The following is a 15498-nucleotide window of genomic DNA, read 5'->3' as shown; positions in this document are numbered from 1 at the left end:
GATAGTGGTTATTAACAGTTTTATTGGCTTTTACTACGCTGATACTCTTTTTCCTCTTTTTCCATAAACTCCCTTATTTTACGTTCTTCCCAGGATTTCTCAAAACGGGATAAAGGGCTTAAAACGCTCAACCCATGTATAACAAGGCCTATACCCCAGAAAATGGCTGTGGCAAATGTGCCAAATTCCCAAAAATCTCCCCCTGCTTCTTCTATGTATTTACCTGATAAGAAAACAATAACGGTATTCATTACCAAATAAATAAGTAAATGCCAGTAAAATCCTTTTAGCTTGTCAACTTTTCGCTTAGCCAGCGAATATTTTTCATTGTATTGTGAATTATTCATTTTGTATGTCTTAAGTTTATTTAGTATGCAGGTTACGATGTTCCGGGAGTATTTCATCCCTTTCACAGGAATAGGTGTATCTCTATATGGTTGTTACTCCCAGCGATTTCTTCGATCGTCTTTATCCATAAATTCTCTGATCTTGCGTTCTTCCCAGTCTTTATTAAAGAACGGGTTGATCTCAAAAGCCCTGAGCGCTTGAAAAACCAGACCTATACCCCAGCCAAAAGCGGCCCAAAGAAACCATGCATATCTCCATTCATTTATCCAGTAATTCAAAGCTGCCAGACCAGAAATAACTACTATATATGAAATGATACTGGTATAGAACTTTTTAATATTCTCTACTTTCTCCTTTGCTTTGAGATAACTACTCTCTTTTTCAGGGTTTTCCATAATTGGTGTTTATTTGATGGTTATATTTTTATGATTTATCTTTTTCCATGTATTCTTTGATCTTTTTTTGCTCCCAGTTTTTTCCTAAAAATGGGTTATATCCAAAGGCTTCCATACCGTGTGCGATCACTCCAAGTCCCCAGCCTACTGCCGGAAAAATGGCCCAGGGAAAATCGGATGTGAGGTAATTGAGATATGCTAATAATGGAATTACTATAATGTATGATGTAAGGTTGCCATAAAATGATTTAATGGCTTCTACACGTTCACGGGCACGCTCGTATCTCTTATCTTCTATATATGTTTTTTGTGTTTCCATACTACTTTTTTGTTTTGTTAATAATGGTAATTTTACCGAAAAGGTATTGTTTGTTTTTTCTATTTCTACTTTTCTGTCAGAGAGAATACCGTAACGCTGTTGTATATTAATTAACCCCACTCCCGTACTTTTATTTAAAACCTGTTTGGGTTGAAGTTTGTTACGTACCACAAGGTTTCCGTTTTCCTCAAGAATGGTTAGTAATAAAGGAGACGATGGGGTTACCATATTATGCTTTACGGCATTTTCAAGTAACAACTGTAAGGACAAAGGCACTACTTTTGCTTCAGGATTGTTTACCTTTTCGGGTATTTCAAATACAATACTATCTTCAAATCTCATTTTCAACAGTCCAACATACAACCTAGCAAAATCCAACTCTTCCTGGACGGTAACCAACTCTTTATTTTTTTGCTCAAGGACATAACGATAGACTTTGGAAAGTGAAGTAGTAAATTTCTGTGCTGCATCGGGATCTTCTTCAATCAAAGCGGTTAATACGTTAAGGCTATTGAATAAAAAGTGAGGATCCAGTTGATTTTTTAAAGCGTCAAATTGAGCAGACGCTGTTCCTGCAATTATTTTTTGTTCCCGTATTTTATTCTTTTGGATCTCTTTATAAAGATATATTACATGAAAAAGAGCTGAAATGAAAATTGTAATAAGCAATGAATTGATATAAAAAGAGAATCGTTCTCCTGAAATGAACTCATCCCAACTCTCTCCTTCAAACACAATTTCAATGATCATTCGGGTAAAAAAGATCCCCATCATAGTGAGGGTTATGCTTCCCGAAGCACCAATTAACAACCGGTACTTTCTATACTTTACCCAGTTTACTTTGTGATTGATATAATCAAAGTAATACACATTGATAAAAGTAATTACTGTTGAGAAAAGTACGTTGTAAAAAAAGTCCTGAAAAAACCGGGTGTCAAGTTTAAATACACCTCCATTTGCTATCTCATATACATTAAAAAGAATAGTTAACAGCAGTCCGATCATCATACCGGTTACAAGTGTATTTACTAGTTTTTTCATAATTCCGGGTCTATCTTTATTTTATATTATTCAACCTTACAGGAGGCAAGTACTTCTTCTGCCCTGCTTTTACCCCAAGAGGGATAAAAGGGTGTTTCTTCTTTAAAGGTAACAAAAAGTTGTAAGGCTTTCTCAACGTCTTTACAATAGGGTGTTGTGTCTTTCCCGAAAAAACGGGCACTACCCATATTCCATTCTGCATATGAAAGCAATACTCTTGGGTTTTCAGGAGCGATTGCCAGTGCTTCTCTATAAAGCTGATTGGTCTTTCCCGAAAGGGCCATACCATAGGTTTGTCCGTCAAAAGCAATCCATGCTGTATGAATAAGTGCCTGAAGTACTATAAGCTCGGGGTTGTTTTTGCTTATACCAAATGCTTTATCTACATAAAGCTGGGCTTTTTCCAGTTGTGCATGGTGTTTGGCGGCATCTTTTTCCCCGAAGCTGTATATTGTATTTATATACGCTGTATAGTAATAGGGTATCCAGTTTTCTTCCTCGGCGTTTGCAATACGTTCAAACAAGTTGGAAGCCTCAGATGTTTTTTGCTGTTGCCATAATTCAAATGCTTTTTGCATTCCTTTCTCGTATTCGCTATTTTGGGCATACGCATTTATGATGCCTAGTAAAGTTACAAGAATATAAAAAGTTAATCGTATCATCCTGAAAAGTTTAAATCGTTATTTATCTGCTCATTTTTAATAAAAAAATATTTTAAATCACAGTACAAATATCCACTGCAGTAGGTGATTTTAAAAAGAACTCTTACCGAACTGTTAAATATCAAGGATGAAATGTAAAAGCTAATATTGCAATAAATACAAGCTTTGTTTTAAAGGAAAGAAGGTATATAATCTCCTGATTGATCAAAAGGGTGAAAACGTGCAAAAAGCTCTTCACGGTACCATCCGGTTTCTCTTGTTTTTTTTATCACTTGTGCATGCTTTTTATTCTTGTAAGCATAATTCATCATGTGCTCCATAGATTCCCATACTGAGAAGGTCGCCTGCATGAATAAGGGCCACTCACCAATACCTTTTGAAAACACCAGTCCATCAAAATTCTCCATACTTTTTGAAACCGAAGGTACATTCTTCCAAAAACTATGCACCAGTGCAGGTTTAATAGTAGCGCGTGTAATTACACAAAGAGGTTTTTTTCTATCAAGCGGGATTTCCGATACAAATGGGGTTTGCCCGTTCCAGATTCCATGTGTTTGAGCATTATGCATGAAGACATGGCTGTGCTGTGAAGCACCGGCAAGATATTCATGAACAATACTTCCTTTTATAAAATCCCGTGCGTATGTTTCGTTTTCAAATACTGTAACCAGTGCATAAACGGAGAAGTCGGGTTTTATGGAAAAACCATTTCCTGCACCACTACCCATGGGTCTCCAAAACCGGAGTCCGGGAATAGTTTTGCTCTGTAAAGGAGGAAACCCCATACGTACAAAAGCACGCCATTTTGAAGGCAGTCCTTTATATTTAAAAACCGATATCACTGTGGTTTGTGCCATAGAGGTATAAAAAGGTATAAAAAAACCCGCTGTTTAGCGGGTTTTTTATTTGTATATTTCGATTAAAGGGAATTAAATAATTGTCCCATTTTTTCTTTTTCTTCTTCTGCCATGGCAGGATCTATAAGAATACGACCGCTATGTTCATCTGTAATGATCTTTTTTCGGGATGCAATTTCCATTTGAACCTGAGGAGGGATCGTAAAGAAAGACCCTCCTGAAGCTCCTCTTTCCACAGGAACTACGGCCAGCCCGTTTTTCACATTTTTACGAATGCGCTTATAGGCATCTACCAAGCGATCTTCAATCATTTTCTGGAACTCTTCTGACTTGGCTATAAGTGCCTGCTCTTCTTTTTCGGTTTCTGCCAGAATTGCTTCTAACTCGCCTTTTTTATGCTTGAGGTGATTTTCTCTTTCAGAAAGACGCTCTTTGTTCTGAGCGATTACTTCTTTCTTCTGTTCAATTTGTGCCTTAAACTCCTTAATATTTTTTTCCGCCAATTGTATTTCCAGTTCCTGAAACTCTATTTCTTTACTCAAAGAGTTATATTCTCTGTTATTACGAACGTTTTTTTGTTGCTCGTTATACTTTTTGATGAGCGCTTTGGCTTCTTCAATAAGATTCTTTTTTCCTGTAATTTCCAGATTGAGGCTCTCCATTTCGTCATTGAACTTGTCAAGGCGGGTTTTCAATCCTGTTACTTCATCTTCAAGGTCTTCTACTTCCAGGGGAAGTTCTCCTCTTACATTCCTTATCTCATCTACACGAGAATCAATTAACTGTAGATCGTAAAGGGCTCTTAACTTATCCTCGACGGTCACTTCGGTTTTCTTCGCCATATTTTAAAAGTACTTGATGGGATTTGTATTGGTGTCTGATAAAACGATTGCAAAATTATGAATTTTTTCCTTAAGATACTCAACTAAAAGATTTTTTGTAAACTGCTCTGTCTCATAGTGTCCTATGTCTGCGATTACCAGTTTTTTTTCTGCCTGATAAAACTGGTGGTACTTTACATCTGCAGTGATATAAAATTGTACACCGGCGCTTTTAGCTGCCTCGATAGCAAAAGCGCCACTACCTCCCAAAACAGCTACGCTACTTACCTGTTTATCCAGCAAAGCCGAGTGCCGAATACAGGAAACTTTCATTTTTTCTTTTAGGTGTTGAAGAAAATCCTGCTCCTTCATTGGGGTTTTTAAAATGCCGGTCATACCCATTCCTATATACTCATTTGTATTTTCCAGGGTAGTTATTTCATAAGCAACTTCTTCATACGGGTGATTAGCAAAAAGCTCTGCAAGTATCTTCTTTTCTAAATGTGCGGGGAAAATCATGCTTAACAGGGTCTCTGCTTCAAAATGGGTGGTTCCCTTCTCCCCCAGAGTTGGATTAGTATCCTCTCCGGGTCTGAAAGAGCCGATTCCGGATAAATTAAAACTACAATGATCGTAATTACCAATGGCACCCGCCCCGGCATCAAACAACGCCTGTCTTACACTCTCCAGTTGTTTATGCGGCACATAGGTTACTAGTTTTTTAATGGTTTTTTGTTTGGGTATAAGTATTTTTCGATCTACCAGCCCCAACACATCACAAATTCTTGCATTCACTCCATGAAAATTATTATCAAGAGCGGTATGCATTGCGTAAATGTGTATTTCGTGCCTGAGCGCTTTCATAACTACGCGTTCTACGTAAGTGGCTCCGGTAAGCTTTTTTAGACCCGAAAACAGTATTGGATGAAAGCTAACAATGAGGTTGCACTTTTTTTGGATAGCTTCTTCTACAACATTTTCAAGAGTATCTAAGGTTACCAGAATACCGGTGACCCGGGCCGTTTTCTCTCCCACCAGTAAACCGGTATTATCAAAATCTTCTGCATAATAAGTGGGACATAGTTCTTCTATATGGTCAATAACATCCTGAACGATCATCTCAACATTTTTTTTCAAAGATAAAATATTATACTTTCGCCAATATGTCTGCTTTGAGAAAATTACTTTTTCCTTTTTCCCTGCTCTACGGCTTTATTATAAGATGCAGACACTGGTGCTATGATAAGGGATTGTTTACTTCTTCATCGTTTTCATTTCCTGTAATTTGTGTAGGTAACCTGAGTGTTGGTGGAACTGGTAAAACACCTATGGTAGAATACCTTATTCGTGTATTACAAAACAATCATTCCATAGCCACCCTAAGCCGCGGTTACAAAAGAACATCCAGAGGTTTTCTGGTAGCTGATGAAAGAACAACGGTAAAACAACTGGGTGATGAGCCTTTTCAATATTTCCAAAAGTTCCCATCTGTTAAAGTAGCCGTAGATGCTAACAGGGTACGAGGTGTTTCTAAACTTTATTCGCTCTACAAACCCGAAGTAATTATTCTGGACGATGCATTGCAACATCGTAAAATTAAAGCGGGACTTACTATATTGCTCACCGCCTACCACAAACTTTATACAGACGATGTATTACTTCCCGCAGGAGATCTTAGAGATATAAAAGGTCGCGCCAGAAAAGCAAATATCATTGTTGTTACTAAATGTCCTGATTCTCTTACTTACGAGAAGCGTAATGAGATTGTTAATAAAATAGCTCCCGAAAAACATCAGGAGTTGTTTTTTGCAGGCATACGTTATGCAGATTATCTTACCAATGGTACCCAAAAAATTCTTCTTGACAACTACCGGAGCCTCCCCTTCACATTGGTTACCGGTATTGCAGATCCCGGGCCTATGGTTAGGTTTCTGGAAAACAAAAAGTTTTCTTTTCAACATAAGAAGTACCGCGATCATCACTTTTTTACGAAAGAAGACATAGCTGCTCTTAACAAGCTGGAACGGGTTATAACGACCGAAAAAGATTTTGTACGGATGGGAAGCCTGTTGAAAAATTGTTTTTATCTACCCATAGAAACATATTTTATAGATGAAAAAGGAGGAAAACGTTTTAATGAAAAAATTGAGAAGTATATAAAGTCTAAAAGCGCGGAGTGAACACCACGCTTTCCAGAAAACTAACTAACTCAAATTTAAAATAAATAAGAAATACAAACGTCTTACAATACATGTACGGCAAGGTTCATGCCAAAAAGTTAGTTATTAAATATCCACCTCTATATTTCTGAGGATATTGTTTCCTATTTTCTCGTAGAAAACTTCTGGTTTGAATGGTTTGGTAACTACATCGTTACAACCGGCTTCATAAAAATCGTCTGTGCTTTCATCTAATGAAATCGCAGTAAGTGCAATAATGGGTACCTTTTTATTGAATTTCCTGATTTCTTTAGTAGCTTTCAAGCCGGAAATACCAGGCATATGAATATCCATTAAAATAGCATTATAAATAGATTTCTTGGCCTTTTCAATGGCCTCATACCCATCGTTGGCGATATCACAGGTCATTCCTTTTTTAGAAAGCATTTTTTTGGTAATGACCTGGTTAATTTTATTGTCTTCTACCAACAACAGGTGAAGATTATTAAAGAATTGATCATCTACCGCTATTTTCACGGTTTCAACTTCTATTTCTTCTGCTTTAACAGGAACTCCGAAGGTAAGATCAAACATAAAACAACTTCCTTTACCTACTGAACTTTCGAGTCGTATTTCTGAATCAAAAAGAGATAAAAGGCTTTTAACGATAGTTAATCCCAGTCCGGTACCTCCGTATTTTCGATTAATTTGTACAGAACCCTGTGCAAAGCTGTCGAAAATGGTTTCTTGCATTTCTTTAGAAATACCAATTCCATTGTCTTTTACTTTAAAGGTAATGGTAATATTTTCGGGGTTTACTTCTTTAACTTCGGTTATGACCTTGATCTCTCCTTTTTTGGTAAACTTGCAGGCATTGCCAATTAAGTTGATCATTATTTGAGAAAGCTTTAACGGGTCTCCAATGAGTTCTAAAGGGGTTTTCCTATCAATTTCCAGTGCTATGGTATTGTGGTTTTCTTTAGCCGTTTGCAAAAGAGAGTCCACCACATCCTGTAAAACTTTATTAATGTTAAGAGGTATTTCTTGTACTGATAATTTTTTTGCCTCTATTTTATTGATCTGAAGAATATCATTAATAAAGTTCAATAAGTATTCGCCTGAAAACTTAAGAGATTTTAAGTGTTCTTTTTGACTTTCACTGGGATTCTCTTCCAGGAGTAAATGTGTGAGTCCGGTTACGGCGTACAAAGGTGTTCTCAATTCATGACTCACGGTAGATAAAAACTGGGCTTTTGCCTGCATAGCCCGTTCTGCCTCTTCTTTTGCCGCTTCTAACTCCATATTTTTCTTTAAGAGAAGATCATTGGTTTTAAACTTTATTTGATTATTCCTGTATAAAGAAATAGTGAGTAATGAAATAATAATAAGAAGTGCAGAGCTTAATACAGAGGTAAGCTTGGACATATTTACACGCTTTTGCTGCTCTTTAGCATCAATGTTCATCTGGTTGATAACTCTTTCCAAAAATGTTTTATAATGATCAGCACTGAGCGTTTCTTCTGTATTTACGATTTCGGGAGTCATAAAGATGTCCTTCACCTTATCTGCTTCTTTTAAATGATGATACGCCTGCTGATACGAACCAATCTTAGCCGAAATGGTATGCATTAAGGTATGCGCCTGAAATATGAGTCTGGCAAAATCATTGCCTTTTGCTTTTGCCAGTGCGTTCCCTGCGTTTAACATGGCATTGTTATAGTTTCCCAGTGCCTGGTGTATTTCTGAAATGTAAAGCAAAATACGGGCATTTATATATTCGGGTTCTTCCTTGTTGTTAACAGGAAGTAATTTTTCGAAAATGACAAGTGATTTTTTGTAGTCCCGCCTTTTAAAATGTACGATCCCTTCGTAGTAGGAAAGGGTACTTTGAAGCGACTCATCCCTAAAAGTGAGGCGTTCTTTGGCATCCCGCAATAATTGAATAGCTTCGTAATACTGCTTTTTCTCTGCGAACAGAAGTGATCTGAGTCCCATTAATTTTACTTCTCCCACACGGTAATCGTAAAATTTGAGCGTTTCACTGGGAATATCGAGATATATACCCGCATCTTCATATCTTTCAAAATCTATATGCAGTTGGGCATATAGATTATAACAATCTATAATTCTGCTTTTATCTTCAAGATCTTCTGCTACTTTAAAAGCTTTATCAAGCGTTTTTATTGCCGTGTTAAAGTCTGATTTATTCTTGAAATAATATACTTTACGAATGAAATCGTTTAGACTATCTCGCATAGCTTCTGTACTCTGCGCAGGCAGAATAAAAGTACAGAACAATGCCATTACAAGACATATCTGGTAACGATTCATAGGCAAACTTTAATACGTAAATATAACTATTTCTGTGAAATGAAGGTGATTAAATCAATAATTCTCTGGCTGTATCCGGTCTCGTTGTCATACCACCCAATGATCTTTACCATCTTCCCGATCACAGATGTCATTAGTGAATCAAAAACACAGGAAAAGGGGCTATTGATGACATCTACGGAAACAATTGGATCCTCGGTATAAGACAAAATTCCTTTTAACTCATTTTGTGATGCACGTTTAAATGCGGCATTTACTTCTTTAATGGTAGTTTCTCTTTGTACATTAAAGGTAATATCTGTAAGTGATCCATCAGGTACGGGCACTCTTATACCGCACCCTCCAATTACTTTACTCAACTCCGGAAAAATACGTGTGAGAGCTTTGGCTGCACCGGTGGTAGTAGGCACTATTGAGAGTCCCGCAGCACGTGCACGCCTTAGGTCACGATGAGGCTGATCATGCAGACTTTGATCTGTTGTATATGAATGTATGGTAGTAATATAAGCCTGTTCAACACCACAAAGGTCATTAATGATTTTAATCATAGGTGCTGCATTATTGGTAGTACATGAGGCATTGGAAATGATTTTTTCATCACCGTTTAAAAGGCTGTCATTAACCCCCATAACAATGGTTTTAATAGATTCATCCATTGGAGGTACCGAAAGTATTACACACCCGGCACCATTGCTAAGATGTGCCTGTAGTTGCTCACGGGTCTTGAATTTACCTGTAGCCTCAACTACTATATCTACATCAAAAGGTTCCCAGTTTATAAGATCTATATCCGGCTCTCGCATAACCGGAAACTTTTGCCCTTCTACTTTAATATGGTATTCATCATGAGATATTGAACCCGGGAAAACTCCATGAATACTGTCATATTTTAATAAATGTGCGAGGGTCCTGGTATCGGCCAAGTCATTAATTACTACTACTTCTATTTCAGGATGTCCCTGCAATAACCTGAAAAGTGTTCTTCCTATTCTTCCGAAACCGTTTATGGCAATACGTACTTTTTTCATGTGTTAACAAAAAAACCCGCAACTAAGCGGGAATATATTTTTTAAAATATTACGTTGATCTTTATTCAATATGTTTATGGGCTTTATATGATGAGCGCACGAGTGCCCCGCTTTCTACATGCCGGAACCCCATATCAAGACCTATTTCCTTGTATTTTTCAAACTGTTCGGGAAGAATAAATTCTTTAACCGGTAAATGTTTTTTTGAAGGTTGCAGGTACTGCCCTATTGTAACAATATCTACTTTGGCTTTTTTTAGGTCTTTAAGGGTTTCTATAAGCTCTTCTTCGGTTTCACCAAGACCAAGCATAATACCTGATTTTGTTCTCCTTACCCCATTGTTCTTAAGATAGGTAAGTACTTCAAGGCTACGGTCGTATTTGGCCTGAATACGTACTTCTCTGGTAAGCCTTCTAACGGTTTCCATATTATGAGAAACTACTTCAGGCATTACATCAATAATGCGATCTATGTTACGCTCTACACCTTGGAAATCAGGAATGAGCGTCTCCAGAGTCGTTTCAGGATTCATTCGGCGAATAGCCTTCACGGTTTCTGCCCAAATAATAGACCCCATATCTTTAAGATCATCCCTGTCCACAGAAGTAACTACTGCATGCTTTATCTTCATGATCTTGATAGAGCGTGCCACCTTTTCAGGCTCTTCCCAGTCAACAGTTTCAGGCCTTCCGGTCTTAACACCACAGAAACCACACGATCTCGTACATATATTCCCCAATATCATAAAAGTAGCGGTCCCTTCTCCCCAACATTCTCCCATATTAGGACAACTTCCTGAAGTACAAATGGTATGAAGATTATATTTGTCTACCAGCCCTCTGAGTTCTGTATATTTTTTGCCGGTTGGTAACTTTACACGCAGCCATTTGGGTTTCCCTTTTACCGGAGCGGTGCTTTCTAAAGTATCTACGTTCATTAATGGAATAATTAGTAAGGTGCAAAGATACAAACTAATCTCTTAAAAAACCTTTAAGGTCATAAGATACCATATACTAAAACTAATTAAAAACAAGATCCCTGTTAAACTCATAATTCTCATAAAAAGGCCAGGGCGGTGCTTTTCAGGAGTATGGGAAGAGGTAATAAGAACATAATTGGCAATTGCATAGAAAGGAGCGGTGACAAAAGACAAAATGGTAGCTATATCTATAAGTAATTTCATCTCTGAGAGGAAAAAGAATAAGATCCCGCAGGTTCCCACTACCAAAGTGCCCATCCAAAATATATAGGAATGCTTGATATATTTTCCAAAAAACAATTTGGAAGTATGTGCCATAGCCCTGGGCGAAGCATCAAGGGTGGTTAATGTAGTACTAAACATAGTAGTAAATGCAGCTAAAGCAATAATTACATATGTCCATTCTCCCAAACTATTGGTGTACATGGTAATAAGTTGTGATGCAAACCCTATAGCACTGTTATCAAACTTTTCTCCTGTGCCATACATTACCAGTGCTCCCAATGCTACAAAACACACACCCAGAATAATAGCTCCCGCAAAGCCAAAATTAAAGTCTTTAATGGCAGCTTTAAGGTTATAGGCAGGCTGATTGTTCTTTTTTTCAATGGCCCATAATGAGTGCCATACTGAAATATCTAAAGGGGCCGGCATCCACCCCATAAAGGCTATTAAAAAAGCAATTCCTGCTGTGTCTCCCGGAAGTATTTGTGTAAAATCTGAAACCCCCTGACTATTTGCAGATGCAAAAAAAACAGCAAACAGGGTACTTAGGGCAAGTATGGCAATCACAAACTTAATAAAACGGTCCAACAAACTATATCTGCCAATTATCAATATAAGTAAACAAACCAGAGTAATAACCATACTCCAAAGAACTGCATCATCACTAAAACCGAATAAGCGGGATGCCAAACCTGCTGTAACTATGGTTACCGCTGTCTGAATAGTAAACATGGTACAAAATGTCAAGATAAAGTATATTATTAATACACTTTTCCCGAGGCGCCGATAACCATCCAATAAATTTTCACCGGTGGCCAGTGCATAACGGGGACCGAACTGAAAAAAAGGATATTTAAACAAGTGCACTAGCAAAAGGGCCCAAATCAAGCCATATCCATAATCGGCGCCTGCTCGTGTACTTTGCACAAGATGAGATACTCCTATGGATGCTCCGGCAAATAATAAACCGGGGCCAATGACTTTTATAAAGCCTTTCATTGTGTTTTGTTTTGGATAATCTCTGCAAGAAGTTTTTTAGCTCTTAACAATTTTACTTTCACGTTATTTAATGGCTCATTAAGTTCGGCGGCGATTTCTTTGTAAGACAGCTCCTGAAAATATCTCAAATTAATAATTTGTTGATACGGTACTTTAAGTCGTTTAATACACCTTAATAGTTTATCCAGGTTTTGTTCACGGATCAAACGATCTTCTGCACTGGGAGATTCATCTGCTATAGCATACGCTTCTTCATTTTGTGTTTTAAGGGCCTGTTCTATGATATTACTCTGCTGCTTTCTAACCATGTCCACATGAATATTGCGGGATATGGTTATAAGCCAGGTTCTGAAATTATAAGCAGAATCATAGGTGCTTATCTTGTCAAAAGCTCTTGAAAAACTACGAATAGTTATGTCTTCCGCAATATTTTCGCTTCTTGTTCTTTTTAATTGAAACCCATAAACATCGTTCCAAAAATGATCTAACAAAAAACTAAAGGCCTTTTGATCGCCTTCTTTAGCTCTTTCTATAAAGTTTTGAATAGTTTCCGGAGTTATTTCCAATATTTGGGTTTTGAAATTCTGTTAGCGATAAAAATACTAAATTGAGCGCTAATGAGAAACCCTTCTAATAAAGGAGTTGCCCACCACATTTTTTTATCTCCCAGTTTTGCAAAGGCTTTTTTATAAAAAATGAACTGTATTACATGAAAGAATAAAATGAGTACCAGCACTTCCCATGTAAATTTCCGGTTAAACAGAAGTACTCCTATAAAAAACCAGTATAGAAACCCGCTCAGATAAAAAACTGCCAATAAACGTTTATGAAGAGACTTGTAAAATGCAGCAGTAGTTACATGCCTTCGCTTTTGCCGGAACCATTCTAAAAAGCTTTCCTTGGGGGCAGATACCACAAAGCTATCCGGAGTAAAGCAGCAACTTACATTGTACCTCGTTGCATTTTGGTTTACAAAAAGGTCATCATCTCCACTTAGTAAATGCATATGGGTAACAAAGCCTTTTGATTTGTTAAAGGCCGATCTGTGATACGCCATGTTTCTGCCTACTCCCATGTAAGGCAACCCTATCATGGCATAAGAATAGTATTGTACTGCGGTTAAAAGGGTCTCAAAACGTATGATAACATTAATTAAAGAGCCTTTTTTGTATTGATAAGGGCTATACCCCAATACTATGGTATTTGAATCACTAAACCCGTTTACCATATTCGCTATCCAGTATTTAGAAACGGGGCGGCAATCTGCATCTGTAAAAAGCAGGTGGTCATAGGAAGCAGATTTTATACCCAGTGTGAGTGCATATTTCTTATTACCCCAGAATACCTCGGTATTGGCTACGTGCACTACTTTTATGTTTGTATGCTCCATAGCAAACGCATCCATTACTTCTGCTGTATCATCGGAAGAAGCATCGTTAATAAGAACTATTTCAAAGTCGGGGTATTCCTGCTCATGTATATGATGAAGATTTGCCTGAAGGTTTTCTGATTCATTTTTGGCACAGATAATTACAGAAACCGGTGGGGTATTATTGGTTTTGGCCCTATCTAATATGGGCCGGTGGAAAGTAAATTTCCTGAAAATAAAAACCAGGAAAAAAAAACGTATTGATACAATTAGCAAAAATGCATAAAACAGTATCGTATATCCAACAAAATGGATGATTAATTATGTTGCGGATTAGGCCTTTTGCAATCCTGCTCATCGGGAAGTTTCCCACAAAAACCACAGGCTTCACCGTTTTTGTTTAAAAACGGGCTCTGACTTGCGCAAGTGCCGGCAAACTTTCCATCTTTCTTAGCCCAAATTTTTATGGCTATCCCGGCAAAAGCAAGCCCCATAAGACCTATACTAAGTAAAATTAACTTCATTTGCTATAAATATTTGTACAAAAATACAAAAACTTAGCCCTAAAAGACTAAGTTTTTAAGAAGATTATAACTTGTAAAAAAGATTACTCAAAAGAAACATTTGCCACAATATTCTCAACCGTAGCCTGTACATTGCCCCCTTTAGGTTCAATGGTAATATTATAGCTTTTTGCATTTTCTTTAAAAGGTATGGAGAGTAACCTGTTATTAGATTGCTTTAATACCCCGAGACTCACCATTTCACCATTTACATCGGCCCACATTTGATATACTTTCTCTTCGGGTAATTCGGGAAGAGATATCACATTTACGAGAGAAAGCTTTTCTACCGGATTAATGTAAGCAACTGTTTGAAGGTTTCTGGCATTCTGGTTTCCCCGAATTACATACTTTCTGGTTTCGGGATTGTTTAACACTACAAATTGATTTTTAATATCTTCCAATTTAACATTGGTAGCAACAATATCTTCTTTAAGACTCAATATCTCATTTGAAACTATTTCATTTTCGTTCATGAGTATTGTGTTCTTATTCCATAACATAAGTGTACTGGCTGCAAAAACAATAGCTGCCACACTTGCTGCTATGAAATACCAACGAAACGACCTAACCTCATATTTAACAGAGAGACCGTTTATAAGTTTCTCTTTCACATCTTCAGGAGCTGGTATTGCAAAAGATTTTGCATAGTTTTCAAGGTCCTGCTCCAATGTGTTATACTGTTTTCTTACCTCCGGATAAGTCGCTATAAAATGCATAATCTGCAGTTCTTCCTGCTCGGTTACATCACCCAGGAGATATCGTTCCAGCAGATCGCTTTCTAAAAATGCTTTAACATCCGTTTTCATGGTTATACCTGATTATTAATACTTTGCTTAAGAGGCCTCAAAAATTTTTCGCAATTCCCTGAGACCTATTTTTAATCTCGATTTTACCGTTCCCAAAGGCATGTCTAAGGCTTCGCTGGCTTCCTGTTGGGTCATTCCCATAAAGAATAAAGCTTCGAGAACAACTTTATACTTTTCATCAAGGGAATTCATGTGTTTTTGTACGTCTATATGCTCGGGTACTATACTATTTACCCCTACATTATATACGTTAGAAACTTCAACTTGGATTTCCTGATCTGATTTTACCTGATAACTTCTTATTTTATCAATGGCCGTATTTCTGATAATTCGAAAAAGCCAGGTAAAGAGTTTAGCTTTTTTAGCATCGTATTGTTCTATCTTTTTCCAGACTTTCACCAGGCCTTCCTGAAGTACATCTTTAGCAAGGTCTTCATCTTTAGTAATTTTATAAGCCACGCCATAAAGGGCGTCTCCATAATAATCATACAAAAGAGACATGCCTTTTTCATCTTTTTGAAGAAGGAGTTCCACGATGTGTTTTTCAAATAATTGGGCCATAGTAAAGGTTAACAAAACTTTAAGATGATTTA

17 protein-coding genes are annotated in these 15498 nt (G+C 37.2%); 1 reads left to right on the top strand and 16 read right to left on the bottom strand.

Annotation, left to right across the window (positions count from 1 at the left end; translation table 11 throughout):
- Positions 1-20: 20 nt before the first annotated feature.
- The 7 genes from WAO84_RS04305 to WAO84_RS04275 all read right to left on the bottom strand — a co-directional run bounded on the left by WAO84_RS04305 (position 21) and on the right by WAO84_RS04275 (position 5562).
- Entirely contained in the window at positions 21-347 is a 327-nt protein-coding gene (locus tag WAO84_RS04305; protein WP_340063833.1) for a 2TM domain-containing protein, read from the bottom strand.
- 93 nt (positions 348-440) lie between these two features.
- Positions 441-743: a 2TM domain-containing protein gene (locus WAO84_RS04300; protein WP_340063832.1), complete on the bottom strand. Its 303-nt coding sequence runs from the start codon at positions 741-743 to the stop codon at positions 441-443.
- 28 nt (positions 744-771) lie between these two features.
- Positions 772-2103, bottom strand: a complete 1332-nt coding sequence (locus WAO84_RS04295; protein ID WP_340063831.1) for a 2TM domain-containing protein — start codon at positions 2101-2103, stop codon at positions 772-774.
- A gap of 26 nt (positions 2104-2129) precedes the next feature.
- Positions 2130-2765, bottom strand: coding sequence for a tetratricopeptide repeat protein (locus tag WAO84_RS04290; protein WP_340063830.1), 636 nt, complete (start codon positions 2763-2765; stop codon positions 2130-2132).
- 170 nt (positions 2766-2935) lie between these two features.
- The gene (locus WAO84_RS04285; RefSeq protein ID WP_340063829.1) at positions 2936-3622 is read right to left on the bottom strand and encodes a hypothetical protein; all 687 of its coding nucleotides are present in this window, start codon (positions 3620-3622) and stop codon (positions 2936-2938) included.
- Positions 3623-3684: 62 nt separating this feature from the next.
- Positions 3685-4464 (bottom strand): zinc ribbon domain-containing protein, encoded by a 780-nt coding sequence (locus WAO84_RS04280; protein WP_340063828.1) that lies wholly within the window; start codon positions 4462-4464, stop codon positions 3685-3687.
- A gap of 3 nt (positions 4465-4467) precedes the next feature.
- Entirely contained in the window at positions 4468-5562 is a 1095-nt protein-coding gene (locus WAO84_RS04275; RefSeq protein WP_340063977.1) for a Nif3-like dinuclear metal center hexameric protein, read from the bottom strand.
- A gap of 44 nt (positions 5563-5606) precedes the next feature.
- Between WAO84_RS04275 and lpxK the strand changes: the two genes are divergently transcribed.
- On the top strand, positions 5607-6623 hold the full coding sequence (lpxK, locus tag WAO84_RS04270; RefSeq protein WP_340063826.1) for a tetraacyldisaccharide 4'-kinase: 1017 nt from the start codon (positions 5607-5609) through the stop codon (positions 6621-6623).
- A gap of 105 nt (positions 6624-6728) precedes the next feature.
- Here lpxK and WAO84_RS04265 read toward each other — a convergent pair whose 3' ends face one another.
- The 9 genes from WAO84_RS04265 to WAO84_RS04225 all read right to left on the bottom strand — a co-directional run bounded on the left by WAO84_RS04265 (position 6729) and on the right by WAO84_RS04225 (position 15466).
- The gene (locus WAO84_RS04265; RefSeq protein ID WP_340063825.1) at positions 6729-8933 is read right to left on the bottom strand and encodes a response regulator; all 2205 of its coding nucleotides are present in this window, start codon (positions 8931-8933) and stop codon (positions 6729-6731) included.
- Positions 8934-8959: 26 nt separating this feature from the next.
- A complete protein-coding gene (gap, locus tag WAO84_RS04260; protein ID WP_340063823.1) occupies positions 8960-9961 on the bottom strand; it encodes a type I glyceraldehyde-3-phosphate dehydrogenase in 1002 nt (333 codons plus the stop codon).
- Between the two features lie 61 nt (positions 9962-10022).
- Positions 10023-10898: a lipoyl synthase gene (gene lipA, locus WAO84_RS04255; protein ID WP_340063822.1), complete on the bottom strand. Its 876-nt coding sequence runs from the start codon at positions 10896-10898 to the stop codon at positions 10023-10025.
- A gap of 42 nt (positions 10899-10940) precedes the next feature.
- Positions 10941-12164 (bottom strand): Nramp family divalent metal transporter, encoded by a 1224-nt coding sequence (locus WAO84_RS04250; protein ID WP_340063820.1) that lies wholly within the window; start codon positions 12162-12164, stop codon positions 10941-10943.
- A complete protein-coding gene (locus WAO84_RS04245) occupies positions 12161-12730 on the bottom strand; it encodes an RNA polymerase sigma factor (RefSeq protein WP_340063819.1) in 570 nt (189 codons plus the stop codon). The genes WAO84_RS04250 and WAO84_RS04245 overlap by 4 nt, the downstream gene beginning before the upstream one ends.
- On the bottom strand, positions 12721-13809 hold the full coding sequence (locus tag WAO84_RS04240) for a glycosyltransferase (RefSeq protein WP_340063817.1): 1089 nt from the start codon (positions 13807-13809) through the stop codon (positions 12721-12723). Before WAO84_RS04240 ends, WAO84_RS04245 begins: the two co-directional genes overlap by 10 nt.
- 41 nt (positions 13810-13850) lie before the next feature.
- Positions 13851-14057 (bottom strand): membrane or secreted protein, encoded by a 207-nt coding sequence (locus WAO84_RS04235; protein WP_340063816.1) that lies wholly within the window; start codon positions 14055-14057, stop codon positions 13851-13853.
- An 83-nt stretch (positions 14058-14140) separates the two neighbouring features.
- Positions 14141-14905, bottom strand: a complete 765-nt coding sequence (locus WAO84_RS04230) for an anti-sigma factor domain-containing protein (protein WP_340063815.1) — start codon at positions 14903-14905, stop codon at positions 14141-14143.
- A gap of 27 nt (positions 14906-14932) precedes the next feature.
- Complete coding sequence (locus WAO84_RS04225) at positions 14933-15466, bottom strand: RNA polymerase sigma factor (protein ID WP_340063813.1); 534 nt, start codon at positions 15464-15466, stop codon at positions 14933-14935.
- Positions 15467-15498 lie beyond the last annotated feature (32 nt).

Source organism: Ascidiimonas aurantiaca, from assembly GCF_037646345.1.
In the GTDB taxonomy this organism is placed as follows: domain Bacteria; phylum Bacteroidota; class Bacteroidia; order Flavobacteriales; family Flavobacteriaceae; genus Ascidiimonas; species Ascidiimonas aurantiaca.
This window is presented reverse-complemented; position numbering and strand designations above follow the sequence as displayed.